This window comes from Stenotrophomonas sp. 278, from assembly GCF_003935715.1.
GTDB lineage: Bacteria > Pseudomonadota > Gammaproteobacteria > Xanthomonadales > Xanthomonadaceae > Stenotrophomonas > Stenotrophomonas maltophilia_AH.
Genome location: NZ_RHPP01000031.1, coordinates 1 through 26,075, shown reverse-complemented (window position 1 = coordinate 26,075; position 26,075 = coordinate 1). Strand labels below are relative to the sequence as shown.

The following is a 26,075-nucleotide window of genomic DNA, read 5'->3' as shown; positions in this document are numbered from 1 at the left end:
TCAGACCAGCGAACCCATGTTGATGTAGGGCAGATACAACGCAAAGATCGTGCTGACCGCGCCGACCAGCGCGATCAGCAGACCCAGCAGCCCCGCCACGCGCGGGCCCCAGCTGTCGCGCCCGATGTACCAGCACAGCGCCACCGCTACCGGGCCCAGCCAGGCCAGCAGGTAATTGTCGTGGTACAGCCGCGACAGCCACGGCAGTTCCTTGCCGTAGGTGTTGTACATCTCGACAAAATTGATGAACAACATCTTGGCAAATACCGTCACCACCACCGCCATGGCGATGCTGCCGATCAATCCCAGCCACGGCAGCACGCCCGCATTGCGCTGCGGCGTTGAGCTACGACGACGGGCGCTTGAGGATGCAGAGCGCCCGGTCATGTCGGCAGCGCCTGCTGACGGCTGAGCGTGGCCACGCGCAGGTAGTGCAGGAACTTGCCGATGAACACACCGGTGAAACCACCGGACACCAGCAGATGCGCCATGCGGAACACCGTGTCGTCGGCCAGCGCCGGAGCGGTGGCCAGCGCGGCCTCAAAGGCGTATTTGACGATGAAGGTCAGCACCAGCAGCGGCAGCAGCGAGTAGTCGGCGGTGCGGTGCAGGTGACCATCGACGGCGTCGTAGCTGATGCTCTGGCGACGCACCAGCAGCCAGCCGATGCCGGCCCCGATGGCGATGCCCAGCAGCCACACGCCCCAGGCCTCGATGCTGGCCCCGTAACGGTGATGCAGGCTCCACAGACCCCATACGGTGAAGATCGCAGGCACCACGGCCAGTCGGGCCAGCGAGGTCCTGGAGGGTTTAAGTGCGTCGACGCCTCGCCAGAGCAGGAAGGCGAGAATCGCCCAGACCCAGTACGGGGTGTGGGACGCGAACTGTTGGATCGTATGCATGCGGTCGAACTCCTTCGGCAAGAAAGAACGAAACACAACGGGGGGCTGACGGCACGCCCCCGCGTACCGTCGGATACGTAATGCTGCGTCGAACGCATGGCGCGAGGGCCGTCATGTCGCCACGCCACCTCCCCGGCGGCGGGCCGAAGCTGGATCGTAGGTCCGGCGGGTGGGTGGATGCAAGCGGGTAGCGACGGACGCGCGCGGAATCGTAGAGCCGGGCTTGCCCGGCTGCTTTTGGTGCAGACATTGCCGCGAAGAGCAGCCGGGCAAGCCCGGCTCTACCAGTGCGGTAGCAGTTGCCGCCACTGTTGCCAGGAGCGCCACCAGCGGCGCCACGGGCGTCGGCGGCGGTGGCGCAGACCGGGCTCGGGATGACACAGGCGCTGTTCGACCGCCTCCAGTACCCGTTCTGCCGCACCGCCGTCGCGCGATGGGTGGATCTGTGCCGCATAGGCGGCGCGTTGTGTGGCCAGCGCCTGCGGGTGCGCCAGTGCTTCGACCAGCGCCGCATCAATCTCGTCTGGCGCTGCCACATCCCGCATGCACGCCTGCGGGTTTCGATGGCACACGGTCACCACGGGCTTGTCGAGCAGGATGCACTCCTCCACCACCGAGGAGGTATCACATAGCAGCACGTCGGCAGCCTGCAGCATGTCCACCACATGCAGCGCGTCAAGAAAACGCGCATGAGGCCCTGCCAGCGCTTCGTAGCGCGCGCGCAGGTCGGCCGGCGTCAGCGGATGCAGGGTCAGCAGCCAGTAGCGATCACCGCGGGCGATCAGCTGCTCGAGCACCGGCAGGCATCGCCGCGCCTGGCTGAGCGGCTCGTTGAACGTGGACGCATACATGACCACTGGCCGTCCCTGCGCCGCCGCGCGCAAGGCCATTGCGCCCTCCCCCGCTGCGGCGAACAACGGGTCCAGTTTCGGCCAGCCGCTTTCGACAACGCTGAAATCGCGCCGCTGCGCCGCCAGCGCACGCAGCGGCGCGGCGGTCGCCGGCCCGTGCGCGCAGTACAGATCGAACAGCCCGGTCATGCGGAACTGGCCCTGCGCCGGATCGCGCTTGTGCAGATTCAACCCGTGAAACAACTGCACCTGCAGGCCAGGGAAGAACGGCGGGATGCGATTCACGGTGGCGTACACAGCATCTGGGCGGTATGTGCGCAGCGCCCGTGCACTGTCCAGCCGCACCTCGTCTGCGCTCAGCAGACGCGCCACCGGCTCGGTGGCGACCCACCTCACCTCATGCCCGCGACGGCGTGCTGCTTCCGCGACGGGCCTCAGGATCGCCAGTGCGTAGATCTCCGACGCCAGCAGCACCCAGCGTCGCGGAGACTGCAGTGCGTGTGGCATCTCAGGGCACTGCCACCGGAGCGGACGCTTCCAATGGATGCTTGAGTGTGTCCGGCACCGGATCGCGCGGCACATGCAGCGCCGCGCGCAATTGCAGATGGAACTGCGCGCGCCGCGACAGGAACCGCGCACGAGCTGCATGGCCGCGCCGCGCCAGCTCGAGGTCATCCAGCATGAGCGCCTGCGCGACCCCGGCCTCGATCGCGGCAACACTTACCTGATGGCGACGCACCAGTCCCATCGGCGCGCCGGGCGTGCTCTCCAGTATCAACCCGCAATCGGCGTCGACCAGTTCGTTCATCGGCGCGGCGTCGGTGGTCAACACTACCGCACCGACGCTCAGCGCCTCGGCGATGGAATGGCCGAAGCCATCCGCTTCGGACGGGCACACATGAAACCGGTGCGCGTTCTGCAGCCGTTGCAGGTCACGGTCATCCAGATAACCGGTCAACAGGCGGACGTTGCCTGCGATCCGGTTCGTGGGTGCCTTGCGGGCGCTCTGCACCACGGTCAGCTGCGGCCACTCCGGATGCCGTCGCCACGCTTCCAGCACCACGGCGGTGCCTTTGGCGGAACTGCGGCCGGCCAGATGGAAGAAGGCGCGCTGACGCGGCACCTCGCTCATCAGTCGATCAACGCTGCTGAAGCCGATGTACGTCGTGTCGCATCCCAACGCGGAAAACAACGCCTGCGCGTGGCGCGTTTTGCACAGCACCTGGTCAAAGCGCGGCAGCAGATCGATCCATTCCGGCGCGAACCACTCGGGGTTGGGCATCAACAGGTTGCGATGAGCGCTGCCGAGCAGTCGCGGATAGATCCGCTCCAGCGACATCTGCACATCGAATCGGTCGCGGAACCGATGCGTTGCCTGTTCCCAGCGGTGCTGCAGCTGGTTGAACAGGTGATGCGGGCCGACCCTTGTTGCACTGACCTCGTGCTCATCGCGCAGCGCATCGGCCACGATCAGCAGATCGCGACTGAGCCCGGCCCCGTTGTCACGCGTGACTACCCTCAGCTTCCCCACGTCCGTGTCCTCGACCGCCGGCATACATCGACGTCGATGCGCCCGCGTTCATGCCCCGCTGCATCATCCGCTGCCGGGGCGATGCGTTGCAATACGCGACCGTCACACAAATTGACGCAGCTGGGCCGCGACACGGTCAAATGGCTCGATGCTACGGGTGGCCCGGCACATGGCAACCGCCCCTTCCACGCTGGCAATGATCAGCGTCGCCAGGGTGGCTGCCTGCGCGGGGGCGTGTCCGGCCTCCTGCAGGGACGCCCCGAGGCGACTCTCCCAGCGGGAAAACACCTCGGCCGCCGCGTCGCGCACTTCACCGGCTACGGCGTCGACCGGCTCTTCCACAGACGCGGCCAGCACCGGGCAGCCGACCTGGAACTGTGCCCGCAACAGACGTTCGCGCCACATCGCGAGAAACTGCGACAGCCCTTCCGACGCACCGGCCTGCAGCACGCGTTCCAACAGCGCATCGACCTTGTCACCGGCCTGCCGCGTAGCCCTGGCCAGCAGTTCCTGCTTGCCGCCTGGAAAGTGATGGTAGGTCGAACCCAGCGGGGCCTCGGCGAGTTTGCTCACCTCTCGGATGCTGGTCGCATTGAGGCCGACGCGAGCCAGCATGTCTTCGGCCGCGCTGACCACGCGCTGCGGCGCATCGCTATGACGGGGAGACATGCCGGGGGCTCCTTGCTAAGACGGGTGTCATAGATTAGCGTACGCCGGATTATTACACCCGTCATAGAACGTATGAATCTGTGGTTCCGCCTGCTGTTGTTGATGATCCAGAGCCTGTTCCGGCCGAAGCTGGCTGCCCCGTTCGGGGTATCGCGGCTGCAGTTCCGGGTGCTACCCAATGACCTGGACAGCAATCTGCACATGACCAACGGGCGCTACTGGAACATCTTCGACCTGGGCCGACTCGACCTGATCCTGCGCATGGGCCTGGGCCGGGTCGCCCTGCGTGAGAAGTGGGCTCCGATTGTCGGAGCGGGCACCATCCAGTTCCGGCGCGAGCTCAAGCCGTTCCAGCAGTTCACCCTGGAAACGCGACTGGCCGGCTGGGTCGGCACGCGGGTGATCATGGAGCAGCGCGTGTTGCTGGGCGAAGAGAAGATCGCCACCCGTGCGTTGCTGGTGACCGGCATCTACGACCGGCGCAACCGACGCTTCGTGGGTATGCCGCAGATGATGGCGGCGATTGGCGCGGAGGATGTGCCCTCGCCGCCGTTGAGCAAGGCGGCTGAGGCGTTGCTGGCGGCGGATGCGGCATTGAAGTTGGATGACGACCGATGATGCGTTGATATGTATACCGTAGAGCCGGGCTTGCCCGGCTGCTCTTCGCGGGAAGGATCGCGCCAACGGCAGCCGGGCAAGCCCGGCTCTACGGTCAAGGTTTGCGCCAACGGCAGCCGAACATGCATGGCGCGGAAAGCAGCCGGCAAGCCCGGCTCATGGCGCGCTTCTGCCGTTGAACGGGGATGCACCGTGAGCATCGAGCGCCATGGAGCCCTTGCCTCCGACGTACAGGACGTACTCGAAGCTCTGCTGCATGCCGCTGTAGTCGCCGCCTTGGCGCGTGTCGTAGTTCGCGCCCACGCTGAGGGTATGCCGCCCGCGCGGCAGTGGGTCGAGCAGGATCCAGTATCCGTCGGCGGCTGCGAGCATGGAGGTTTTGTCGCCTGGATCCATGCGGAAGCAGCCGTCGCTGCTCACTCTCCGCTCGCGTACGTCCGCTAGCGGCTTGCCGTCCAGCAGGACGACCGCACTGACCAGGTGGTCGTTGTTCATCGCCGCGCCCTGCTGCAGGTAGCGGCAGCTTTCATCCCCATCGATGCCGTAGCTGATCATGTTGATCACCGGCAGCAGCACATGCTTCCCTTCCGGCACTTCGCACTCGCGTTGGGCCTGGAACTGCCCATCCGTGCCGGCCAGGAACCAAACCGGACTCGACTGGCCGAGATGGCACAACTGGCCGTCCGGGTCGAGATACGGCGGAATCTCCCGGGCGTCGGCCCAGCGCCACCAGCGTGCGGTCCATTCGGAGAGCGCGATGCCCGCGACCTTCTGCGCCTCCAAGGCCGTGCGAGCGGGTTCTGGCGCGCAGGCTGTCGTTGCTATTGCAGTTACTGCCAGCAGCAGCGCGTGCCGCAGTTGCCATCCTTTGCTTGTGTGCATTCCGTGCTCTCCTGGCGGGGGCTTACATTGTAGAGCCGGGCTCTGCCCGGCTGCTGTTGGCGTGATGCATTCCGCGAAGAGCAGCCGGGCAGAGCCCGGCTCTACGGGGTCGGTTCGATTCCGCGAAGAGCAGCCGGGCAGAGCCCGGCTCTACGGGGGTGGCTTCGATGGCGCGAAGAGCAGCCGGGCAGAGCCCGGCTCTACGGAAGTCGGTTCGATCCCGCGAAGAGCAGCCGGGCAGAGCCCGGCTTTACGGGCCGTATGACGGCGGTACGGTTGAGCTGCCCCAGTTGGGGTTGTGCTGGTTGCCTACGGTGAAGTCCAGGCTGCCTCCCTTCTGCACGAAGCTCGCCGGCAACCAGCTCTCCTCACTCGTCTTTCCGTTGACCTTCAACGCCTGCACAAAAGGCGCATCCATCGCCGCACCCGCTGCCTTGACGACGATCTTCGCGCCGGGTCGCTCGATCACCGCTTCCGGGAACAACGGGCTGCCGATCACCAGGTCCGCACGGCCCGGATATACCGGGTACAGCCCCAGCGCCGACCACACGTACCACGACGACATCTGGCCGAGATCGTCATTGCCCGGCATGCCTTCCGGCGCGTTGGTCCAGATCTGCTTCATCGCCTGGCGTACGGTGGCCTGGGTTTTCCACGGCTGGCCGACGAAGTTGTACAGCCACGGCGCGGCAATGGACGGCTCGTTGTCCAGCTCGGCGTGCAGCGGGCCGGACTTGGTCACAGCCCAGTCGCCGTTTTCCTTGCGGAAGAACGCATCCAACCGTTGAATCGCCGCCTCGCGCCCGCCCAGCACCGCGATCAATCCAGCCGGGTCGAACGGCACCATCCACAGGTACTGCGCGCCGCTGCCTTCGACGAACTCTTCATCCGAGGCCGGATCGAACTTCGGCCAGCTGCCATCGGCATTGCGCGGCTGGATGTAACCGGCCTGCGAGGTCGCCTTCGGGTTGTACAGATTGCGCCACCAGCCCGAGCGTTCGCGGAACAGTGCAGCACCCGCCTTATCGCCTGCAGCGGTGGCCAGTTCGGCCAGACCGAAATCAGCCGCGGCCATCTCCAGCGTGTCCGAGGCCGTGCCCCAGCCCGGTGCACCGACCGGCATGTACTTCAGCTTCATCCATTGGTCCAGACCCGGACGTTGGCCGACGCACAGCACCGGGCAGCCGCGCCGGCTGAGATCGCGCTCGGTTGGCACGGTGGCCGCTTTTTTCAGTGATGCATAGGCGCGCTTGAGGTCGAAGTTGCGCCCACCGAAGGCATGGATGGCCGCCACCGACGGCGGCGAAGGATCGCCGTTCATCACCCCGGTCGGGCCAGTCAGGTGCGTCCAGCGGTCCCATACGCCGCCATTCTGGTCGGCCTGGTTGAGCAGCGACTGCGCGATATCCGAACCCACCTGCGGCTGCAGCAGGGTCACCAGCTGCAGCTGCGAACGGTACACGTCCCAGCCGGAGTAATTAGCGTACTGCGCCTTCTGGCCCTTGGACAGGGTGTGCACCTTTCCATCGATGCCGCGATAGCGGCCGTCGCCGTCACTGAATAGATTGGGGGCCAGCAGCGTGTGGTACAGCGCGGTGTAGAACACGGTGCGCTCGTCCGCCGTGCCGCCGCTGATCTTCACCTGCCCCAATTGGCGGTTCCAGGCCGCACGCGCGGCGGCCTGGGTGGCGGCCAGCGTGGTACCCACCGGGCTTTCGCGGCGCAGATTGGCGCGCGCGCCGGCTTCGTCCACATAGGAAATGCCGATGCGTGCGGTCACCACCGGGCTTCGCTTGGCATCAAAGCTGATCCAGCCACCTGCGCCCTTGCCCACCGGCGGATGGCCCTGAGTGCCATAGGTGGTGCCACCACCGCCTTCGCGCGCGCCCTTCTGCACGTCTTCATCGCGCCAGGTGCCACCCACCTCGAACGGCTGGTCGAATTCGGCCACGAAGTGCAGCGTGTAATAGCTTTCGCGGCGATCTTCAGCCAGATAGCCGCAGAAGTTGCCGGAGGTCACCGTGCCACGCACGGTGCGCGTGGCAGGATCGATCACGATCGTGGAATCGCTGCTGCCTACTTCACTGTCGGACGTGCGGAACAGCAGGTTGGCCGGCTTGTCGGCCGGGAACGTGAACTGCCCCACCGCCGTGCGGGCGGTTGCACCCAGCCCGACGGTGACCCCGTTGTCGAGAGTGAGCTCATACGCACCAGGACTCGCGGATTCGCGCTTGTGATCCAGACCACTGGCGTAGCGCAGGCCGGCCTGTACCGATGACGGCGACATCTCCACTGCCGTGGTGACCGGCATGATCGGCACGTCGCCGCTGGCCCCGGTGCAGCCGGTGCCGTTGACGTGAGTCAGGCTGAAGCCGCGTACGCCGTTGCCGCGCCACTCATAGCCGCCGGGGGCGGCGATGGCAAAACGCTTGCCGGGCAGCGGGGTCATTTCCGGACTGAAGGCCACCATGCCGAACGGCATCTGCGGGCCGGGATACACATTGCCTGCATTGGTGGTGCCGATGAACGGATTGACCTCGGCAGCGAGGTCGGCGGCCTGCAGGGTGCAGGGGGCGGCGGTGAGGACCAGCGAAGCAGCAACCAGCATCGTACGGTGCACTACGGACTCCCTTGTGGGTCAGGCCACGGCGGGCGCGGCGACGTTTCGAGTCTAGCCGGGCCTGCCGGGTCCGTAACATGTCGTTGGTCACGGATTTCTACCGATCTAAACCGGGATTTGCGGCAATAGACAACGAGACTTCGCTAGACTCCGCATTGGATCTCCATTGCGACAAGGACTGTCATGATCGTTCCCGAGTACTGGGCGGAAGCCAGCCGCAACACCCGGCACAAAGGTCGACGTCTGGTGGTCCGTCGCTTCGGCTGGTCCGATGACAGCGTGGCAGCCGCCCAGGCTCACGCCGACATGCGCGTGCAGGAAGCGCTGGACACGCTTCTGCAGGGGCACGAGGTGCCGCGCCGCGAACGGCTGACCAACTATGGCGTGGACGGCGTGCCCATCCGCGAGCAGATCGTGGAACGCCAGGGCGACCTGGTCATCACCCGCAACAGCTACGGGGCCTTGTGCCTGAACACCCCGGACGTGCTGTTCGCCGACATTGACTACCCGCCTGCGCCCACCACCTGGGCTTTACCGATCTTCTTCGCGGTCGTGCTGTGGATTGTGTTGCTGGTGGTGGGCGTGAATCTGCTGAACGGTACCGCCGGATTCCTGCTCGCCACCATCACCGTGCTGGCACTTAATGCGCTGATGCTCGCCCGTGCAAAACGCAACACCCAGCGTCGCGCGCAGCTGGAAGCCCAGGCCCTGGCGCGGGTGGAGCGCTTCTCCGTCCAGCATCCTCACTGGCATCTGCGCACCTACCGCACGCCGGCAGGACTGCGGCTGCTGGCCATGCATGCCACGTTCTCGCCGCACGATGCCGAAGTGGCGCAGTTGTTCGCTGCCCTGCACACCGACAAACTCTACATGCGGATGTGCCGCGTCCAGCACTGCTTCCGTGCCCGTCTCACACCCAAACCCTGGCGTGTCGGCATCCGCCGCCGGATCCGCCCACCGTTCGCCGCGTGGTCGGCAGAACAGGCCTTCCGACCGGATCGACTGCAATGGATCGCCGAGTACGAGCGTCGGTCACGCAGCCATGCTGCCTGCAGCTTCCTTCGCGCCTACGGCAATGAAACGCAGGTGGATGCCAAGGCGGAGGTCGTGCGGGAAATGCACGACCGGGTGACGCAGGCGTATGCGTCGTTGCCGTTAGCTTGAGCCCTTTGCACGTCGCAAGATCGTTGACAAACGGGCGCTCGGCGCTCGAATAAATTAAGATCAGTCGATTGATCTTAATTTGAGATTGTGTAAAATAAGATCAATTGATTGATCTTATGGAGGCCGACGTGCTTGAAATTGCCAACGAGGACATGGTCAACCGCATGCGGTTCGACAACCCTTGGTGGGAGGATCCGGCACCCAAGGTCCCATTCGCCCAATCGCCCCGGCGTCGCTACTTCCAGCCGTTCCTGAACAAGGTCAGCAACACGCAACTCCGGCGCGCAGTGATCCTGATGGGACCACGTCGTGTCGGTAAAACCGTGCTGGTTTACCAGGCCATCAGTGAGCTGCTTGACTCCGGCGTGCCGGGTGGATCGATCTTCTACATCTCGATGGAGACGCCCATTTACACCGGGCAATCCTTGGAACGACTGCTGCGGATGTACCTTGTCGAGCGCGGCATAGGTCGCGACGATGTGGCGTACATCTTCTTCGACGAGATCCAGTACCTGAAGGACTGGGAAGTCCACCTCAAATCGTTGGTCGACTCCTTCCCGAACTACCGGTTCGTTGCCACGGGCTCAGCCGCAGCGGCGCTGCGCATGAAAAGCAATGAGTCTGGTGCCGGGCGCTTCTCCGACTTCATCTTGCCGCCTCTGACCTTCGCGGAGTATCTGGCCTTCATCAACAAGGAAAACGGCCTGATCTCTCGGCACGAGACCACACCGGGTGACTTTGAATATAAGGCGACCGAGATCGAAGCCTTGAATGCTGAGTTCGTCAATTACCTGAATTTTGGCGGCTACCCGGAAGCGGTGATTGTGGAGGATGTCCGCGACAACCCTGAGCAGTACATCAAGAGCGACATCATCGACAAGGTCCTGCTGCGCGACCTGCCGAGCCTGTATGGAATCAATGACATCCAGGAGTTGAACAAACTGTTCAACACGCTTGCTTACAACACCGGTAACGAGGTTTCGCTGGAAGGCCTGTCCACATCGTCGGGCGTGGCCAAGAACACCATCAAGCGCTACATCGAGTACCTTGAAGCCGCCTTTCTGATCAAGCGGGTCGAACGCATCGACAACAACGCCAAACAGTTCAAACGGGCAACCGGCTTCAAGGTTTACTTGACCAACCCGTCGATGCGCGCCGCGCTGTTTGGTCGAATCGCTCCCGACGACAAGCATTTTGGCAGCGTGGTGGAAACCGCGATATTCAGTCAGTGGCAGCACTCCACTACGGTTCAGTTGTGCTATGCGCGCTGGCAGGATGGCGAAGTGGACATTGTGTCCATCGACAAGTCATCGCAGAAGCCACATTGGGCGGTAGAAATAAAGTGGACGGATAAGCCCTACGACAGCGTTGGCGAGCTCCGCAACTGCGCCGAGTTCTATCGCAGACACCCCCAGCTCATCCAACCCTTTTTGGTTACCACGCGTACACGCGAAGGACAGAAGGAATTGGATGGCTGCGCTTTCCGCTTCGTTCCCTCTGCCGTCTATGCGTACACACTGGGCACCAACCTCCTGCAATTTACGCCGTTGGACTTGGACGCCCACTGACAGGAACGGCGCTGGGTTGGTGAAATGACCCAGCAGTCTCAGTGCGACTGCAGCGTCTCGCCGGTACCCACCAGCCCACCCTCGATGCTCTCCTTGGGAGCTTTCACCCGCTCCATGAAGTCGGCCAGCATCACTTTTCGGCAATGCTCCACGCTCTGTCCATCGCGCTCGGCGAACATGCGCGCGGCGTGCTCGAACAGGTCCGACAGCAGTTCGCCGAAGTCTTCCGCCCCACCGCTGAGGTCGGAATTGAGGGTGACGTGCAGTTCTTCATGCGCGGCCCACAGACGCATGATCTCGAAGGCTTCCGGGTCGCTGAGAACGCCGTCAGGGATGGTCAGTTCGTCCGTGTACATGGGGTACTCCGTGTGGTGAGGAATCAATTGATGACGTTGAGCGGCGTGGCTGTCAACGCGCTGCTGCGCAGCGCGCTGTCCTGGTAGACGATTTCAAGTTCAAGGCCCATCGGCGAGGTGGCGGTGCCGCCTTTGGCGCTTGGGTCCAGGCCGATGCATCGGGTGGCACCGGCGACCTCGCGGCAGGTCAGCGTCATCTGCTGGCGGGCGAGGAACGCCTCCACGTACATGCGGGCTGTGCCGGTGCGGAGCTCTTTGGCAAAGGCGTCGTTCCAGAATGCTTCGCGCGCATTGAGATTGCTGCGCGATGCCACCTCGTCGAACTGGCCGGTACCCCACAGCATCAGCGCACCGATGATGCACAGCGCCAGATACGCCCATCCCTTGCCCATGCCCTGCCCCGTTGCGGCCGCGCCGGCCCACCCCCTGCGGGCCGTGACCGCGCCACGGTAAGATGGCGGCGCTTGTTCCGTCAATGGATGCCCCGTGCGTACTGTCCACGCGCTTCGTTACATCACCCCGCTTCGCGAAGGGGGTTCCCTGCCCGCCGTGGTCGAGACCGACGACGAGGGCATGGTGGTGCTCAAGTTCCGGGGTGCCGGCCAAGGCCCGAAGGCGCTGATTGCCGAGCTGATTGCGGGCGAACTGGCCCGTACGCTGGGCCTGCCGATTCCGGAGATCGTGTTCGTGGAGCTGGACCGCGAGTTCGCCCGCACCGAGCCCGACCCGGAGATCCAGGACCTGATCCGCGCCAGCGAGGGGCTGAACCTGGGGAGCGATTACCTGCCCGGTGCGATCAACTACGACCCCGCCGCGATGCCGGTGGATGCCGAGCTGGCGTCGCGGATCGTGTGGTTTGATGCTTTCACCAGCAATGTGGATCGCACCGCGCGCAATCCGAACCTGATGGTGTGGCACCGCAAGCTGTACCTGATCGACCACGGCGCGGCAATGTACTTCCATCACGATTGGGCCAATGCGGGTGAAGCCTGCAAAAAGCCGTTCGCGCTGATCCGCGACCATGTGCTGCTGCCGTTCGCCACCCGGATCGCCGAGGTGGACGATGCGCTGGCTGCACTGCTGACCGATACGGAAATCGAGCGGGTTGTGGCACTGGTACCGGACAGCTGGCTGGTGGATGAGCCGTTCTTCGACAGCCCGGCGGCGTACCGCCAGGGTTACATCGACTATCTCAAGCGCCGGCTGCGTGCACGCGCCGCGTTCGTCCAGGAGGCCGTCCGTGCCCACGCTGCACACGTATGACTATGCGGTGATCCGCGTGGTGCCGCGGGTCGAACGCGAAGAGTTCATCAACGTCGGGGTGATCGTGTCCTGCCCGGGCGCGCGCCATCTGCAGGCGGCGATCGAGATTGATGTGGCGCGCATGCAGGCGTTCGCGCCGGGCTTGGATCTGGAGGCGCTGCAGCCGTGGCTGGATGCGATTGTGGCGATCTGCCGGGGTGATGCGGGTGCGGGGCCCATAGCGCAGTTGCCGGCACGGGCGCGTTTTCACTTCTTGACCGCCAAGCGCAGTTCGATTGTGCAGATGTCGAGCACGCATGTTGGCCGTACGGCGGACCCGGAAGGCGTGGTGGAGCATCTGATGCGGAAGATGGTACGGGTGCCTTCGTAGAGCCGGGCTCTGCCCGGCTGCTGTTTGAGAGGTGTCTGACGCGAAGAGCAGCCGGGCAGAGCCCGGCTCTACAGCACCGCGTGGTCACGGGGTGCTTCCATGGCGTTTACATGGGCTCGGTTAGGGTAGAGGAGACATTGCGAGACATCCGCCCGCCATCCCCCACCGGAGACCGACGTGACCTCACGACGCAATTTCCTCACTCTCGCCGCGGCTGGTGCCGCGCTTGCCGCGGCTTCACCTTTGCTGGCACAGACCTCTCCTGCCCCGGGCAGCGTGTTGCCCACGCGCGGGACGCCACGTGCCAATACCGCGCTGGCCACCAACGCACCCCGTCCCGGGGGCCGTTACCGGCCCCTGACCCGGCTGGGCCTGGGCGGCGCGCCACTAGGCGGCAGCCTGGCTCCGACCACCGACGAGGCTGCACACGCGACCATGGCGGCGGCTTGGGCCGCCGGCGTGCGCACCTTTGACACCTCGCCGTGGTACGGGCTGGGGCTAAGCGAACGGCGCATGGGTCGCGAACTGCACAACCATCCCGCTGCCGATTACACGCTGTCGAGCAAGACCGGTCGCCTGTTGACCGGCACTGCCGGGCCGCTGCAGAAGACCAGCTGGCATGATCCGGCTCCGTTCCGCTACGCCTATGACTACTCGGCCGCCGGCACGCGCCGCTCGGTGGAAGACAGTCTCAACCGGTTGGGCGTTTCGCAGCTGGATATCGTGCTGATCCACGATCTTTCGCCGGAGAACAAAGATCTGGGCATGCCGTGGGAGCAGCGCTTCGCCGAGGCAGCGAAGGGTGCGATGCCGGAGCTGACCCGCATGCGCGAGGAAGGGTTGATCAAGGCGTGGGGGTTTGGCGTGAATCGACCACAGCCGGCATTGCGCGCCGTGGCCGAGGCCGATCCGGACATCATGCTGCTGGCCTGCCAGTATTCGATTCTGGATCACGAGGCGACGCTGCACGAGACGTTCCCGAAGCTGGCTGAGAAAGGCGTGTCGGTGATGGTGGGTTCGCCGCTGCTGGCGGGGTATCTGACCGGGCGCGAGCGCTATCTGTATGGCAGCCCGATTCCGGAATGGGCACCGGCGAAGCGCGCGAAGATCGCGGCGGTGTGCGAACGGCACGGGATTGATCTGCGCACGGCGGCGTTGCAGTTTGCCGATGCGCCGGAAGTGGTGTCGTCGATCATTCCGGGGGCGCGGACGCCGGAGCAGGTAAAAGCGAATGTGGCGTCGATGGATATCGCGATTCCGGCTGACTTCTGGGCGGAGTTGAAGCAGGAGAAGTTGATTGCTGCGGATGCGCCGGTGCCGAAGTGAATGATCTGGCCAGCTGCGGTTGGCCGCGGGGAATGACGTGCGCGGCTGCCGTTGGCGGATGCGGTGACGCTTCGTAGAGCCGGGCTTGCCCGGCTGCCGTTGGCGCGGGGTTTGACGCGAAGAGCAGCCGGGCAAGCCCGGCTCTACGGGGCGTGGATTCACGCGAAAAGCAGCCGGGCAAGCCCGGCTCTACGGGATTTCCCGTTGTCTGAGGGTTTGGCGCGAAGAGCAGCCGGGCAGCCTTGCGTCATTCTGGTAACGCGTAGGCCATTACGTAATCACCACGCGGTGTTCCCATCGCGTGGTGACCCGCCGCCACGATCACCACGTATTGGCGACCGCCCTGCTGGTACACCATCGGCGTGGCCTGCCCGCCTGCGGGTAAGGTGGTGCGCCAGAGTTCCTTCCCGGTTTTCAGATCAATCGCTCGTAGCAGATCGTCATTGGCGGCCGCGATGAAGATCAGTCCACCGGCAGTGACCACCGCCCCGCCCGCGTTGGGCGCGCCGATCTCGATGGGCAGGTGCGAACGCAGTCCGAACGGCCCGAGGCCGCGCGCGCTTCCAAACGGCCTGTCCCACAGCAAGGCACCGCTGCGCAGCTCGACAGCGCGCAACCCACCATAGGGCGGTTGCTTGCACGACAGTCCGGTCAACAACAATCGCCAACCGGCGTTGCTGCGCCAGCTATCGCCTGCCGTCCCCTGCGCACCGGCACCGGAGAACGGCGCGCCGCTCAGCCAGCCGGCCAGACCGCTGTCCGCCTGCGCGCCCTTTCGAAGGTAGTCCGGCAGATCGGTGTAGTTCGAGACGATCACGCCGTGGCGCGGATCAACGGCCACCCCGCCCCAGTCCACGCCACCGTGCTGGCCGGGATAGGCAATGCGAGTGTGCGCGCCGGCCTGCGCGGCGCGCCTGAACTGGATGCGGCAGACCAGCTGGTCGAGCGGGGTCAGGCCCCACATGTCACGCTCGTCGAGCGTATGGGTACGCTTCAGCGCGCCGCTCACCGACGCCGGTACGGCCGCCGCTGGCGGGTCGAGCCGCTGACCGGTGCGCCGGTCCAGCATGTACAGGTCGCCTTGCCGCGTCGGCAACACCAGCGCGGGCACCTTGCCGGCGGCGGTGGGGAAATCCACCAGCGAGGCCTGGGCCACGAGGTCATCGTTCCAGGCGTCGCCCGGAGCCGCCTGCAACGTCCACGCCGGTTTGCCGGTGCTGGCATCCAGCGCCACCAGCGACGTGGCCATGCGAACGTTGCCTTCGGCGGCGACGGCATCGCCCAGCGGCAGATACACCAGTCCCAGCTGCTCATCGCTGGTGGCCGTCGTCAACAGACGCGGCGTGCCGGGCGTGTACGTATTTCCCTGCGGTGGGCGGTTGGTACGTTCCGGGTCACCGAGGTCCCACGCCCACCGGAGCTTGCCACTCTGCGCGTCAAACGCCTGGATCACGCCAGAGGGCGCGCTGCCATCGGCCCGCTGCAGCCCTTGGTGACCGGTGATGATCAGCCCGCGGGCAATCGTCGGCGGCGCGATGATGGCAACCTGCCCTGGCACCACCTCGCCCATGCCGAGGGTGATGTCGACCTGGCCGTTGTTGCCGAACTGCGCGCAGGGTCGACCGCTGGCGGCGTCCACGGCCACCAGTCGACCGTCCAGCGTGCCCTCGATGATGCGCGCCGCGCACGGTGCGCGGCTGGACGTGCTGACGACCCCGCCGTCCTCGGCGGGAAGTGTCACCGGCACGGCCAGATCAGCCGCCACGTCAGACAACAGCGGATCGACCTGCGGCGCGGCGGGCACCTCGTAGTAGGCCACGCCGCGGCAGGCCGTGGTGGAGGGAATGGCGGTGTCACGGACCTTCGGGTCGAACCGCCAGCGCAACGCGCCGGTAGCGGCATTCAGTGCGATCAGCTGGTTGCGCGCACTGCACAGGTACAGCGTGTCGCCGACCTTCAAGGGCGTGGTCTCCGCGCCCCAGCGCCGGCGCGGCCGATCACCGGTGCGGAATTCCCAGGCCGGGGCGAGCTGGGCGACGTTTTCCGGCGTGATCTGCTGCAGCGGTGAGTAGCGGGTACCGGCATTGCTGCGGCCCCAAGCGGTCCAGTCGGCGGCAGCGGGGTCGTCAGCGGGTTGTGCACTCACCTCGCGGGTGGGAGCCAGGCCGGCGCTGGGTGCGGCCTCGGGGAAGGCCTGGTCGCCAGTGATTTCGCCGTGGGACGCGAACGCCAACCCAACCAGCAGCACCAGCCCCAAGCCGAGAACGCCGGCTGCAGTGCGGGACGCCCGGGGTGGGACGGAATCGCGCAGCGTGGGCAGCAGCAGCGCGAGCACGAATGCCAGCACGGCGAATGCGCCTATGCGTGGCAGCCAGCGCCAGTAGTCGCTGCCCGATTCCCAGGCGGTCCAGAAGACGGTGGCGATGAACACGGCGAAGAACAGCCACGCGCCTATGGCGCGGTTGGTCCAGAGCAACACGCCGCTGACCAGCAGCCCTGAGCCCGCCAGCACGTAGTAGGGGGAACCGCCTAGCTGGAACAGCCACATGCCGAGGCCGCCCAGCACCAGGCCAAGCAGGATGAACAGCAACGACAGCACCGTGACCAGCGGATGGCGCGGCGTGGGCGGTCGGGACGTTTCGGACGGCGGTGCGGCGGACATCGGTGCTCTCCCCGGTACGGCAGAACCTTGGATCGCCCGGCCTCCCCGCCTTGGCGCTCCTTGTTGGGCTTATGCCAAAGAGGGCGTGAATGTTTTGCGTTTTTTGGACTGCGTCGAACGTGGCAGGGCCTCCTGAGGGCCGGCCAACGGCCGGCGCTACCGGGTTCAGCGCGCGGACGTTGAAAGCAAAACGCCGACCATTGGCCGGCGTTTTGCGTTACAGCATGCGGGGTCGTAGATCAGCCCGTTTGATCATTGCCGTTGACCGGCGTCGTGCTGACGCCTTCGGCCGGAGCGACAGCCACATCAGCTTCTTCCTCGTCGTCCTCGATCGAGGCATCCATGCGTTCCACGGCCTGGAGCTTCTCGTCCTTGGACAGACGGATCAGGGTGACGCCCTGGGTGTTGCGGCCGACGCGCGAGATTTCCGAACCACGCGTGCGCACCAGGGTACCGCCGTCGGAGATCAGCAGCACCTCGTCGCGCGGGCCCATCAGCACCGCGCTGACCAGCTTGCCGTTGCGCTCGGTGGTCTGGATGCCGATCACGCCCTGGGTGCCACGCCCCTTGCGCGGGTAATCCGGCAGCGGGGTGCGCTTGCCGTAGCCGTTCTCGGTGGCGGTCAGGATGTACAGCTTGTTGTCGTCGTCGCCGCCTTCGATCACGGCATCGCCGTTCTCGCCGGTGGTGTCCTCGACCGCGCCTTCGTCCTCGTTCTCGTCTTCCAGACCGCCGGCCGACTCGGCCACGATCAGGCTGACCACTTCCTCGCCCTTCACCATCTTTATGCCGCGCACGCCGGTGGCGGTACGGCCCATCGAACGGACCTTGTCTTCACCGAAGCGCACGGTCTTGCCGTTGGAGGCGAACAGCAGGATGTCGCGCTCGCCGTCGGTGAGGCCGACGCCGACCAGGGCATCGCCCTCGTCCAGGTTGATGGCGATCTTGCCGCGCGCCAGACGGAACGCGAACTCGCTGAGCGGGGTCTTCTTGACCGTGCCGTTGCGGGTGGCGAAGAACACGAACTGACCTTCGGCGTATTCACGCACCGGTAGCACGGCCTGCACGCGCTCGCCGGATTCCAGCGGAATCCAGTTGATGATCGGACGGCCACGGGCGTTGGAGCCCGCTTCCGGCAACTGGTGCACCGGCAGCCAGAACACCTTGCCCGAGCTGGTGAAGGTCAGCAGCGTGTCGTGCGTGTTGACCAGCCACAGCTGTTCGATGAAATCCTCTTCCTTGGTCGCCGCCGCGCTGCGGCCACGGCCACCACGACGCTGGGCGCGGTAGGCGCTGACCGGCTGGCGCTTGACGTAGCCGGCGTGCGACAGGGTGACCACCACGTCTTCCGGGGCGATCAGGTCGAGAATGTCCAGGTCTTCTTCGCTGTGGCGGATTTCACTGCGACGCTCGTCGCCGAACTCCACCTTGATGCTGATCAGCTCTTCGCGGATCACCTGCAGGAGGCGGTCGGGATCTTCCAGGATGTGGATCAGCCCGGCGATCACTTCCAGCAGCTGCTTGTATTCCTCGGTCAGGCGGTCCTGCTCCAGCCCGGTCAGGCGGTGCAGGCGCATTTCCAGGATCTGGGTGGCCTGGATTTCGGTCAGCTGGTAGCCGCCCTCGATCAGGCCGACGCCCTTGGGCAGGTCTTCCGGACGCGAGGCTTCGGCACCGGCCGCGCCCAGCATCGAACCGACCAGGCCCGGCTCCCACAGCCGCGCCAGCATGCGCTCGCGGGCTTCGTTGGGGTTCGGCGAGGTCTTGATCAGTTCGATCATCTCGTCGATGTTGGCCAGCGCAACGGTCAGGCCTTCCAGCACGTGGGCACGGGCGCGCGCCTTGCGCAGCTCGAACACGGTGCGGCGGGTGACCACTTCACGGCGGTGGCGGACGAAAGCCTCGAGCATCTGCTTGAGGTTCATCAGCTGCGGGCGACCATCGACCAGCGCCACCATGTTGATGCCGAACACCGACTCCATCTGGGTCTGCTGGTAGAGGTTGTTCAGGACAACCTCGGCCGACTCGCCGCGCTTGATTTCGATGTAGATGCGCATGCCGTCCTTGTCGGACTCATCGCGCAGCTCGCTGATGCCTTCGAGCTTCTTTTCCTTGACCAGCTCGGCGATCTTCTCGATCAGGCGAGCCTTGTTCACCTGGTAGGGAATCTCGGTGACGATGATCGATTCGCGGCCGTTGTCGGCCACTTCGATGTCGGCCTTGGCGCGGATGCGCACGCGGCCACGGCCGGTGCGGTAGCCGGCGACGATGCCGGCGGTGCCATTGATGATGCCGGCAGTCGGGAAATCCGGACCGGGGATGTACTCCATCAGGCCGTCAACGTCGATCTCAGGGTTGTCGATCAACGCGATGCACGCGTTGATGGACTCGGTGAGATTGTGCGGCGGAATGTTGGTGGCCATGCCCACCGCGATGCCGGCCGAACCATTGACCAGCAGGTTCGGGAACCGGGTCGGCATGACCGTGGGTTCCAGTTCCTTTTCGTCGTAGTTGGGCTGGAAATCGACGGTTTCCTTATCGATATCGGCCATCAGCTCATGGGTGAGCCGCGACATGCGCGCTTCGGTGTAACGCATCGCCGCGGCGGAGTCGCCGTCGATGGAGCCGAAGTTACCCTGCCCGTCCACCAGCATGTAACGCAGCGAGAACGGCTGCGCCATGCGCACCAGGGTGTCGTACACCGAGGCGTCGCCGTGCGGGTGGTACTTACCGATGACGTCACCGACGATACGCGCCGACTTGAAGTAAGGCTTGTTGCTGTGCGCGTTGAGCTCGTTCATCGCGTACAGCACGCGTCGATGCACCGGCTTGAGGCCGTCGCGCGCATCTGGCAGCGCACGTCCCACGATCACGCTCATGGCGTAATCGAGGTAGCTCTTGCGCATCTCGTCTTCCAGGTTGACCTGGATGATTTCCTTGGCGTTTTCTGCCATTCGGGTTCCGTTGTCTGGTAGCGGTCCAGTCCGACGCGGATGCCTTTTTGGGGCGGCCGCGAGGGAATCTCGATTAACCGATGGATGCTACCACAACGGGGGTTTTTTTGCCCGGGCTTATGGGGGTTTTACCGGAATAAATCAGAGACTTACAGGGATTCCGAAAAAGCGTACCGACCAACGGTCGGTACCTACCGTGCGGCGGCACGGGCTGGCCGTGCGGCTCCGTCAACCGAACGCGGCCTGCATGTTGGCCACGGTCGGATTGAGAATGACCCCCTTCTCGGTCACGATGGCGTCGATCAGCTCACCCGGGGTGACGTCGAACACCGGGTTCCAGGCGGCAATGCCCTCGGCCACCGTGCGGCTGCCGCCAACACCGTACAGTTCGCCCGGATCGCGCTGTTCGATCTCGATCTGCTCGCCGTCGGCGGTGTCCATGTCCACCGTGGAGGACGGGGCCACGACCATGAACTTGACCCCGTGGTGGCGGGCGGCAATGGCCAGCTGGTAGGTGCCGATCTTGTTGGCGGTGTCGCCATTGGCACAGATGCGGTCGGCACCGACGATCACCCACTGCACGGCACCGGTCTTCATCAGGTGCGAGGCGGCCGAGTCGGCGATCAGGGTGGCATCAATGCCGTCCTGCTGCAGTTCCCATACGGTCAGGCGGGCACCCTGCAACCACGGCCGGGTTTCACCGGCAAACACCTTGGCGATGCGGTGCTGGGCCATGCCGGCACGGATCACGCCGAGCGCGGTACCGAACCCCGCAGTGGCCAGCGAACCGGTGTTGCAGTGGGTGAGCACGCCGCTGCCGGCGTCGATCAACCCGGCCCCCAACGCCCCCATGTGACGGTTGGCCGCCAGATCCTCGTCGGCGATGGCCTGTGCCTCGCGCGCCAGTACGTCGCGCCAGTCGCTGCCCGCCGGCTGCAGCGCGCGACGCATGCGGGCCAGCGCCCAGGCCAGGTTCACGGCGGTGGGCCGCGACGCATTCAGACGCTGCAGCGCCGGCTCCAGCCTGGCCAATGCGTCGGCACCGTCATCGGCCTGCACCTCGCGGGCCGCCAGCACCACGCCCCACGCCGCAGCGATGCCGATGGCCGGCGCACCGCGCACGGTCAAGGCATGAATGGCGGCCGCCACCTCGTCGCTGGTACGGCATTCCACATGTTCCACCACGAACGGCAGCTTGCGCTGGTCGAGCAGCTGCAGGGAATCACCGGTCCACAGGATCGGCCGGATGTGGTCGTAGCGGGCGTAATCGATATCGGGGGATGCGTTCATGCCCCCATTGTAACGCCGGCTCAATTCACCAGAAACTCGGCGCGACAGCCATTGTCGACCCAGACCCCACGGGCGTCCCAGCCCCAGCTGCGCCCTTCTTCGCAAGGGCTGCCGGAGAGCTGTTTGCGCAACTGTGCGCCCTGGCTGATGCCGGCCCCGCAGAAGCGCCGTTGCCGCGAGCGCGACTCACACACCACCACGCGCGGCACGTTGACGAAGCCGCTGCCGTCTTCCGCGCCGACTTCGAAGTCGCCCTGGCAGCCGCGGGTCACCCATATCTCATTGCGCTTTGCGCCCCAGCTGTGGCCTTCCCGGCACGGCATGGACGACAGCTGGCGCAGCAGACGTACCGGCGCGCCCTGCAGCATGACCGGACAGTTCTGTGGGCGGCCGCTGGATTCGCAACGGACCACCCGGCGCACCTTGCGCTCGCCCAGCGAGGGCGCGCCTGCGGGCAGGCGTGCGCGGAACTCGGCGCGGCAGCCCAGCGTGACCCAGACGCCGGAACGGTCAGTGCCCCATTCAGAGCCGCGCACACAGCTGTTGTCGGACAGCTGACGGACCAGTTCGACACCGTGCTCGACCGGCATGTCGCAATGCACCCAGCCCATGTCCTTCGATTCGCAGCGCACCACCTGCCCGGCGTATCCGGTTTCAGCAGCGGCGACACGATCAGGCAATAGGCCGGCGCACAGCGCCAGTCCCAGCCATGACCAGGTCCACCGCAGCGATGACGACGGTACGGCAGCAACACCCAGCTTCATCAACTCCATCCCCGCCGCCACAGTCCTGGCACATCGCCACCTTCCAACATCGGGTGTGATCAGAGCATCATCGTGAAGACCGCGCAAGGTGCGACGTCGTGAACACCTCAGGCATGCGCGAAATCGAAGGCGAGCACGTCGGCAATCCGCCCGGTACGGTTCATCGCCATCAGCAGGCGGTCCACGCCCACAGCCACGCCGGCGCAGTCAGGCAACGCCGGCAAGGCGGCCAGCAGGTGTTCGTCCAGGGCTGGCAGCACCGCGTCACGGGCGGTGCGCACGGCATGGTCGCGCATGAAACGGGCGCGCTGTTCATCGGCGTCGCTCAGTTCGTGATAGCCGTTGGCCAGTTCCACCGCGCCCAGGTACAGCTCGAAGCGTTCGGCCAAAGGCGGAGTGCCCGGGCGGATCCGGGCCAGCGCGGCCTGGCTGGCCGGCCAGTCATGCACCACGGTCAGGGTGTCATCGCGGAAATACGGCTGGATGCAGTGGGTCATCAGCAGGTCCAGCCAGTCGTCGCGGGTCAGGCCATCGGCGTCGATGCGCACATCCGCCAGTGGCCCCTGCAGCTGCTCGAGGGTCGCCTCGAACGGATCCACGCCGACCTGCTGCCGGTACAGGCTGCGGTAGTCGATGACGGTCAGCGAGGCCTCGCGCCCCACCAGGGCGAGCGCGGCGCGGACCAGCGCAACCGTTTCCTCCACCAGCTGATGATGGTTCCAGCCGACCCGGTACCACTCGAGCATGGTGAACTCGGGATTGTGACGACCGCCGGCTTCGCCGTTGCGGAACACCCGGCCCAGCTCATAGCAGTCACCTACCCCCGCGGCCAGCAGCCGCTTGAGCGGATATTCCGGCGACGTGCGCAGCCAGCGCAGCGCGCTTCCGGCGCTGACGTGGCCACTGAAACGGGTCTGGAAGCTGTCGATGTTGGGCTCGGTGTTGCCGGCCACCGACAGGATCGGCGTCTCCACTTCCAGCACATCGCGTTCGGCGAAGAAGCTCCGGATCAGCGCATTCAATGCGGCGCGCTGGCGCAGCGAGGCGATCATCCGCGTGCGTCCCGCAGACGTTCGGCCAGCGGCAGCGACAGCAGCCCACGCGTTTCGTCCACGTAGCCGGTGGCCAGGTACAGCCGCCGCGCCAGTTCGTTGTGGTGGTTCACCTCCAGCCGCATCCGTTCCACGCCGCGCGCATTGGCCCGCTGCTCCAGGATCGCCAGCGCCTGCTTGCCACGCCCGCGACCGCGCGCGGCATGGCTGAGGTAGAGCTCATCCAGCAGTACGAAATGACCGCCCTGCTCCAGGCTGAAGCCCATCGCCAGCGCCGCATGCCCGACAACCTCGCCTGCTTCGTTCAACCACAGCAGGACCTCACCGTTGCGTGGATCGGTCAACAACGCATCCAGTGCGCGACGCACGCGCGCCTCATCGAAGTCCAGATGGTCTTCGGCATAGAAGTCGCGCATCAGCGCGACCACCTGTTCGGTGTCGGCAACGGTGGCAACGCGGAAGTCGAGCGGCGCAGTCTGCATGGTCATTCCCTGTAGAGCCGGGCTCTGCCCGGCTGCCGTGGCTGTCACTGTTGCGCGAGGAACGCGACCAGACGGTCCTCGTCCCACACCTCGATGCCCAGCTCGGTGGCCTTGGTCAATTTGGAGCCGGCCTCGGTACCGGCAACCACGAACGCGGTTTTCTTCGACACGCTGCCGGAGACCTTCGCGCCCAAGGCTTCCAGGCGTTCCTTGGCTTCGTCGCGGGTCATCTGCGCGAGCGTGCCGGTCAGCACCACGGTCTGGCCGTCCAGCGGACCGGCGACCAGGTCGGCCAGCTCAGGCGCCTTTTCCAGCAGCAGCCGGCGCTGGGCATCGGCCTGGACCAGCATCGCGCCCTGCCCGTTCGCTTCCAGCCACGCGTTCAGACCGAGCGCGACCTCGTTGGGCAGCCCGGCGGCGGTGAGCTGTACCGGCTCGGCGTCCAGCAGCGACTGCGCGTCGGGCAGCGCAGCGGTCAACTTCTCTGCGCGCAGGCGGGTGATGCCCGGGATTTCCGCCTCGACCAGCAGCTGCGCGAAATCCAGCCCGTCGCGCAGTTTGGCGCTGGGCGGATGGGTGTCGCTGATGCGCACCTTGCCAACGTTGATCAGCGCATCAATGGCTTCCTGGTTGCCTGGCTGCTCGAAGAAGTGCCCCAGGGAACGCGCCACTTCGCCGCCGATGTCCGGCACACGCTTGAACAGCGGCCACGGCAGGTGGCGGATCAGCTCCAGGTCACCAAACCACAGCGCCAGCGCCTTGGCCGTGCTTTCGCCCACATGCTCGATGCCCAGTGCGAACAGCAGGCGTTCCAGCGTGGTGGTGCGGCTGGTGTCGATGGCGGCGATCAGGTTGTCCGCCCACTTGGTGGCGATCTTTTTCGTGTTCCATTCGAACGCCGTGTCCATGGACAGCGCCTGTGCGCGCCAGCCCTGATTGGCAACATCCAGCGCCAGCACGCGGCGCAGATACTCGCCGCTGCCTTCCCGCGGCAGGTGCAGCGCGATCTGGTCGGCCAGCGCCTGCGGCGACTCGGCGTCCAGCACCAGCTTAAGGTGCAGCAGCTGGTCGCGGGTCAGGCGGTACAGGTCCGCCACGCTGCGCACGATGCCGGCGTCGACCAGGGTTTCGATGTATTTGCCACCCAGGCCATCGATGTCCATGGCGCGGCGCGAGGCGAAGTGCGCGATGGCTTCCTTGCGCTGCGCCGGGCAGCTCAGTTCGCCGGAGCAGCGCCAGACCGCAGCGCCTTCCTCCTGCACGATATCGGAGCCGCACACCGGGCAATGGGTGGGCATCTGCCAGGCATGGGTGCCTTCCGGACGACGATCGAGGATGACGCTGACCACTTCGGGAATCACGTCACCGGCACGGCGCACGATCACCGTGTCGCCCACCCGCACGTCCAGCCGCCTGATCTGCTCGGCGTTGTGCAGGGTGGCGTTGGCCACCATCACCCCGGCCACCGCCACCGGGTTCAATCGCGCCACCGGTGTCGCCGCACCGGTGCGGCCGATCTGGATTTCAATCGCCTCCACCGTGGTGGTCTGCTCCTGCGCGGGGAACTTGTGCGCGATGGCCCACCGCGGCGCGCGCGAGACGAAGCCCATCTGCTCCTGTCCGGCGCGATCGTCCAGCTTGTAGACGACGCCGTCGATGTCGAACGGCAGGCCGTCACGGCGTTCACCGATGTCGCGGTAATAGGCAAGCAGACCATCGCGACCTTCCACCACCTGACACAGGTCGCTGACCGGGAAGCCCCACGCCTGCAGCTGGGCCAGCGTGCCCGAATGCGTGGTCGGCAGTTCGCCGCCGCTGACCTCGCCCAGCCCGTAGGCATAGAAACTCAGCTTGCGCTGCGCGCTGATCTTCGGGTCCAACTGGCGTAGCGAACCGGCGGCACCGTTGCGCGGATTGGCCAGCACCTTGCCGCCATGCAGGCGTGCGTTGGCGTTGTAGGCCTCGAAATCGGCGCGGGCCATGTAGACCTCGCCGCGGACTTCCAGCACGGACGGCCAGCCTTCACCCTGCAGCTGCGCGGGGATCACCTTGATCTGGCGCAGGTTGGCGGTGACATCCTCACCGGTGCTGCCATCGCCGCGCGTGGCCCCCTGCACGAACCGTCCATCTTCATAGCGCAGGCTGATCGCCAGCCCGTCCATCTTGGGCTCTGCCGAGAACATCAGCGCATCACGGCGCAGTCGCTCGCGGATGCGGCGCACGAAATCGTCCACTTCCTCATCGCTGAAGGCGTTGCCCAGCGAGAGCATCGGAACGGCATGGCGCACTTCGGCAAACCGGGACGAGGCTTTCCCGCCGACGCGCTGGGTTGGCGAGTCGCTGACCGCCAGCTCGGGATGGGCCTGCTCCAGCGCCTCGAGTTCGCGGACCAGCGTGTCGTACTCCGCGTCGGGAATCAGCTGCTCGTCGCGCTCGTAATAGGCCTGGCCGGCCTCATCGATCTGGCGGCGCAGGTCCTGGGCACGTTCTGCGGGGCTGGGGCTCATGCGGAGGCCGTCGTGTAAGGGGTTTGAATTCTAGGCGGTGCGCCTGCCGCCGGCCACCCGCAGGCCGCATGGACCCGGCTGCTTGTCGACGCTTACGCGCAGTGCCAGCATGCGGGAATTGTCCTGCCTTCGGTGTTTGCCCCATGTCATCGACCGTGCATTCCCGCCGTTCCTTCCTGCAGCTGGCCGGCACCGGCCTGACCCTGTCCGGGCTGGGCCTGGTGCCTGCCGCGCAGGCGGCCAG

General features: G+C 65.8%; 22 protein-coding genes. 6 read left to right on the top strand and 16 right to left on the bottom strand.

Annotation, left to right across the window (positions count from 1 at the left end; all coding sequences use genetic code 11):
- The 5 genes from EGJ34_RS07590 to EGJ34_RS07570 all read right to left on the bottom strand — a co-directional run bounded on the left by EGJ34_RS07590 (position 1) and on the right by EGJ34_RS07570 (position 3,953).
- On the bottom strand, positions 1 to 387 hold the full coding sequence (locus tag EGJ34_RS07590; RefSeq protein WP_125359893.1) for a hypothetical protein: 387 nt from the start codon (positions 385 to 387) through the stop codon (positions 1 to 3).
- A complete protein-coding gene (locus EGJ34_RS07585; protein ID WP_125359892.1) occupies positions 384 to 902 on the bottom strand; it encodes a DUF6622 family protein in 519 nt (172 codons plus the stop codon). Before EGJ34_RS07585 ends, EGJ34_RS07590 begins: the two co-directional genes overlap by 4 nt.
- A 281-nt stretch (positions 903 to 1,183) precedes the next feature.
- A complete protein-coding gene (locus EGJ34_RS07580; RefSeq protein WP_185750100.1) occupies positions 1,184 to 2,260 on the bottom strand; it encodes a CDP-glycerol glycerophosphotransferase family protein in 1,077 nt (358 codons plus the stop codon).
- A 1-nt stretch (position 2,261) separates the two neighbouring features.
- Positions 2,262 to 3,284 (bottom strand): glycosyltransferase, encoded by a 1,023-nt coding sequence (locus EGJ34_RS07575; protein ID WP_185750099.1) that lies wholly within the window; start codon positions 3,282 to 3,284, stop codon positions 2,262 to 2,264.
- A gap of 102 nt (positions 3,285 to 3,386) precedes the next feature.
- Positions 3,387 to 3,953 (bottom strand): TetR family transcriptional regulator C-terminal domain-containing protein, encoded by a 567-nt coding sequence (locus EGJ34_RS07570; protein ID WP_125359889.1) that lies wholly within the window; start codon positions 3,951 to 3,953, stop codon positions 3,387 to 3,389.
- A 72-nt stretch (positions 3,954 to 4,025) separates the two neighbouring features.
- Here EGJ34_RS07570 and EGJ34_RS07565 point away from each other — a divergent pair, with 72 nt between their 5' ends.
- Complete coding sequence (locus EGJ34_RS07565; RefSeq protein WP_125359888.1) at positions 4,026 to 4,571, top strand: thioesterase family protein; 546 nt, start codon at positions 4,026 to 4,028, stop codon at positions 4,569 to 4,571.
- A gap of 156 nt (positions 4,572 to 4,727) precedes the next feature.
- Here the strand turns inward: EGJ34_RS07565 and EGJ34_RS07560 are convergent, their stop codons facing one another.
- Positions 4,728 to 5,453, bottom strand: a complete 726-nt coding sequence (locus tag EGJ34_RS07560) for a hypothetical protein (RefSeq protein WP_125359887.1) — start codon at positions 5,451 to 5,453, stop codon at positions 4,728 to 4,730.
- 250 nt (positions 5,454 to 5,703) lie between these two features.
- Positions 5,704 to 8,073 carry a GH92 family glycosyl hydrolase gene (locus EGJ34_RS07555; RefSeq protein WP_260476929.1) on the bottom strand — a complete coding sequence of 790 codons (2,370 nt, stop codon included), beginning with the start codon at positions 8,071 to 8,073 and terminating at the stop codon, positions 5,704 to 5,706.
- Positions 8,074 to 8,256: 183 nt separating this feature from the next.
- Between EGJ34_RS07555 and EGJ34_RS07550 the strand changes: the two genes are divergently transcribed.
- On the top strand, positions 8,257 to 9,237 hold the full coding sequence (locus tag EGJ34_RS07550) for a hypothetical protein (RefSeq protein ID WP_125359886.1): 981 nt from the start codon (positions 8,257 to 8,259) through the stop codon (positions 9,235 to 9,237).
- 128 nt (positions 9,238 to 9,365) lie between these two features.
- Entirely contained in the window at positions 9,366 to 10,805 is a 1,440-nt protein-coding gene (locus tag EGJ34_RS07545) for an ATP-binding protein (protein ID WP_125359885.1), read from the top strand.
- Positions 10,806 to 10,843: 38 nt separating this feature from the next.
- Here EGJ34_RS07545 and EGJ34_RS07540 read toward each other — a convergent pair whose 3' ends face one another.
- The gene (locus tag EGJ34_RS07540; protein WP_125359884.1) at positions 10,844 to 11,161 is read right to left on the bottom strand and encodes a DUF5076 domain-containing protein; all 318 of its coding nucleotides are present in this window, start codon (positions 11,159 to 11,161) and stop codon (positions 10,844 to 10,846) included.
- A gap of 23 nt (positions 11,162 to 11,184) precedes the next feature.
- Positions 11,185 to 11,553 carry a hypothetical protein gene (locus EGJ34_RS07535; protein ID WP_125359883.1) on the bottom strand — a complete coding sequence of 123 codons (369 nt, stop codon included), beginning with the start codon at positions 11,551 to 11,553 and terminating at the stop codon, positions 11,185 to 11,187.
- Positions 11,554 to 11,647: 94 nt separating this feature from the next.
- Between EGJ34_RS07535 and EGJ34_RS07530 the strand changes: the two genes are divergently transcribed.
- The 3 genes from EGJ34_RS07530 to EGJ34_RS07520 all read left to right on the top strand — a co-directional run bounded on the left by EGJ34_RS07530 (position 11,648) and on the right by EGJ34_RS07520 (position 14,120).
- A complete protein-coding gene (locus EGJ34_RS07530) occupies positions 11,648 to 12,424 on the top strand; it encodes a HipA family kinase (RefSeq protein WP_125359882.1) in 777 nt (258 codons plus the stop codon).
- On the top strand, positions 12,402 to 12,794 hold the full coding sequence (locus tag EGJ34_RS07525; RefSeq protein ID WP_125359881.1) for a DUF3037 domain-containing protein: 393 nt from the start codon (positions 12,402 to 12,404) through the stop codon (positions 12,792 to 12,794). Before EGJ34_RS07530 ends, EGJ34_RS07525 begins: the two co-directional genes overlap by 23 nt.
- 177 nt (positions 12,795 to 12,971) lie before the next feature.
- Entirely contained in the window at positions 12,972 to 14,120 is a 1,149-nt protein-coding gene (locus EGJ34_RS07520) for an aldo/keto reductase (protein ID WP_125359880.1), read from the top strand.
- 247 nt (positions 14,121 to 14,367) lie between these two features.
- On the opposite strand, the gene EGJ34_RS07515 is transcribed toward EGJ34_RS07520, so the two are convergent.
- The 7 genes from EGJ34_RS07515 to ligA form a co-directional block, all read right to left on the bottom strand.
- On the bottom strand, positions 14,368 to 16,782 hold the full coding sequence (locus tag EGJ34_RS07515; RefSeq protein ID WP_125359879.1) for a PQQ-binding-like beta-propeller repeat protein: 2,415 nt from the start codon (positions 16,780 to 16,782) through the stop codon (positions 14,368 to 14,370).
- Between the two features lie 239 nt (positions 16,783 to 17,021).
- Positions 17,022 to 19,736 carry a DNA gyrase subunit A gene (gene gyrA, locus EGJ34_RS07510; protein ID WP_125359878.1) on the bottom strand — a complete coding sequence of 905 codons (2,715 nt, stop codon included), beginning with the start codon at positions 19,734 to 19,736 and terminating at the stop codon, positions 17,022 to 17,024.
- Positions 19,737 to 19,964: 228 nt separating this feature from the next.
- On the bottom strand, positions 19,965 to 21,026 hold the full coding sequence (gene mtnA, locus EGJ34_RS07505) for an S-methyl-5-thioribose-1-phosphate isomerase (RefSeq protein ID WP_125359877.1): 1,062 nt from the start codon (positions 21,024 to 21,026) through the stop codon (positions 19,965 to 19,967).
- Between the two features lie 20 nt (positions 21,027 to 21,046).
- A complete protein-coding gene (locus EGJ34_RS07500; RefSeq protein WP_125359876.1) occupies positions 21,047 to 21,790 on the bottom strand; it encodes a DUF3011 domain-containing protein in 744 nt (247 codons plus the stop codon).
- A gap of 107 nt (positions 21,791 to 21,897) precedes the next feature.
- A complete protein-coding gene (epmA, locus tag EGJ34_RS07495) occupies positions 21,898 to 22,842 on the bottom strand; it encodes an EF-P lysine aminoacylase EpmA (RefSeq protein WP_125359875.1) in 945 nt (314 codons plus the stop codon).
- Complete coding sequence (locus EGJ34_RS07490) at positions 22,839 to 23,324, bottom strand: GNAT family N-acetyltransferase (RefSeq protein ID WP_125359874.1); 486 nt, start codon at positions 23,322 to 23,324, stop codon at positions 22,839 to 22,841. Before EGJ34_RS07490 ends, epmA begins: the two co-directional genes overlap by 4 nt.
- A gap of 44 nt (positions 23,325 to 23,368) precedes the next feature.
- Positions 23,369 to 25,831, bottom strand: coding sequence for an NAD-dependent DNA ligase LigA (ligA, locus tag EGJ34_RS07485; RefSeq protein ID WP_125359873.1), 2,463 nt, complete (start codon positions 25,829 to 25,831; stop codon positions 23,369 to 23,371).
- Positions 25,832 to 26,075 lie beyond the last annotated feature (244 nt).